The 1,897-nt window shown below is 71.4% G+C and carries 2 protein-coding genes and 1 pseudogene; all 3 read left to right on the top strand.

The window, feature by feature from the left end; translation table 11 throughout:
• Positions 1-270, top strand: a pseudogene (locus AB0J09_RS63705) (hypothetical protein); the annotation flags it as partial.
• 84 nt (positions 271-354) lie between these two features.
• Positions 355-567: a hypothetical protein gene (locus AB0J09_RS63700; protein WP_360714096.1), complete on the top strand. Its 213-nt coding sequence runs from the start codon at positions 355-357 to the stop codon at positions 565-567.
• A gap of 41 nt (positions 568-608) precedes the next feature.
• Positions 609-1,897: lantibiotic dehydratase (locus AB0J09_RS63695; RefSeq protein WP_360714094.1), on the top strand; the 1,289-nt coding region annotated here is incomplete at its 3' end.

Below are 1,897 nucleotides of genomic sequence, written 5' to 3'. Positions count from 1 at the left end.
GACGGCAGCTTCGCCTACCTGGTCCGCCGCCCCGCGCCCAGCGACACCGGCCAGGAGATGGTCGAGCTGGGGGTGTGCGCGTACGGGCCGGACGGGGAGCGGCTGGCCGGTAATGCCGCCGATCGAGTTCGGGCATGGGGCGCGGCCCGGGCCCGCGACGAGCTGGCTGCCCTCCGGATCGAAGTCCATCCCGAGGGCAGCGCCGATAATCCCACCGCCATGATCACGGCGGACAAGACGCACAGCAGGGTGTTCGTGACCTGTGGTTGACACGGCACGCGCACCCATCGGGGAACAGCCGCACCACCCCCTCTACCGACCGGTACAGGGGAAACGTCCGCACGGGAGGTCGTCATGAGTTCCGCAACCAGCACGCCGACGCTCGAATCCGACCTGTTCAACCCGGCCCCCCAGGTCGGGCCGCTCGAAGTTTCCGACCTGTTCAACCTGGGGGTTCAGGTGGGGCCCGTCCACGAACTGCCTGCCGGGATCGCCTTCTCCGGGGACTGCACCAACGACGGCTGCACTGCGAGCTGCGCGAGCTGCGGCTGCAGCGCTAACTGCTGACCAGCAGCCCGCGACCGTGAAATCAGAGGGAGGAGTTGGGCATGGCACAGGTCTTCGTCCCGTTTCCAGCCGCCCCGGCGCTGGCGCGGATCCCGCTCCTCCCCCTGACCTGCCCGGCCGACGCCGGTCGGGCAGGGGAACCGGTGCATCCGCTGGTCCGCGAGGGGATGTTCCTGGCTTCCCGGCAGGCGTCCGCTCTCGCCGCTGCGACCTCACCAGAGGGCCGCGCCGGCTCAACGGTGCGCAGCTACACACTCCGAGCCCGGACCCGGCCCACCCCGCAAGGAGTGTTCGCAGGCGTCGCCGCCGCGGCCTTCTCCGACTCCGGCCCGCACAGCTGGACCATGGGCAGCGCACACCGAGCCCGCAGTATCCCCGACTCCGGCTGGCTCGCCGCGGTAGCCGACCGCGTCCTGACCGACCTGGATGTTCTGCCGCGGCTCACCCTGTCCTCCAACAACCTGGCCGTCCGCCGCGGCGGACGGCTGGAACATGAAAGACCGGCAGAACCCGGCACCACCGGGGTGCGGCGGGTCACCGTCCGCGCGACCGACGCCGCCCTACTGATCATGAAGGTGTGCGCGCGAGGAGCCACTGGCGGTGAGGTACTCGACGCCGTCACCCGCGCCTGGCCCGGAGCGCCACAGGCCTCGGTCCGCGGCATGATCCTGCAACTCGTGCGGCACGGCTTCCTGCTGACCGACCTGATCCCCGACAGCGGTAGCGGCGACCCGCTGGGGCATCTGCTGGGGAAACTCCCCTCCGACAGCGCACTCCGCGAAGACCTGACGCTGATCCGCCGGCACCTCGCCGATGCCGACACCCATCCGCCGGGCGCGCCGCAGCGGCTCACCATGCTGGACACCGCGCGGGACGTGGCCGACCGGGTCAGCCGCCAGGAGCGGCCGGTCCGCGTTGACGTGGCCGTCGACGCCCAGCTGGTCCTGCCTGCCCGGCTCGCGCGGGAGGCGGCCCACGCCGCAGGGGTTCTGTGGCGGATCGGCAGCGGCCCCGACCCCTTGGCCGGCTTCCACGACCGGTTCACGAACCGGTACGGGCAGCACCGGTTCGTGCCGCTGCTCGACGCGCTCGACCCCGTGATCGGGATCAGCACCGACATGACAGAGACGAAGCCCGAACCAGCGCAGGAGCCGACGACCGTCCTCGCCACGTTGATCGCCTCCGCGACCGCTGAGCACGGCATCGAAGTCGAGCTGGACGCCGCAACGGTGGAAGCGCTGGCCACGGCGAACGGGAGCGAGGCCGCGCTGCCGCCGCGGACCGCCGAAATCTATGTGCAGGTCTTCGCCGACTCGCCGGACGACGCGGC

It is taken from the genome of Nonomuraea sp. NPDC049784, assembly GCF_040659615.1.
GTDB lineage: Bacteria > Actinomycetota > Actinomycetes > Streptosporangiales > Streptosporangiaceae > Nonomuraea.
Note: the sequence above shows the minus strand (reverse complement) of the source record. Positions and strands in the feature narration are given on the sequence as shown.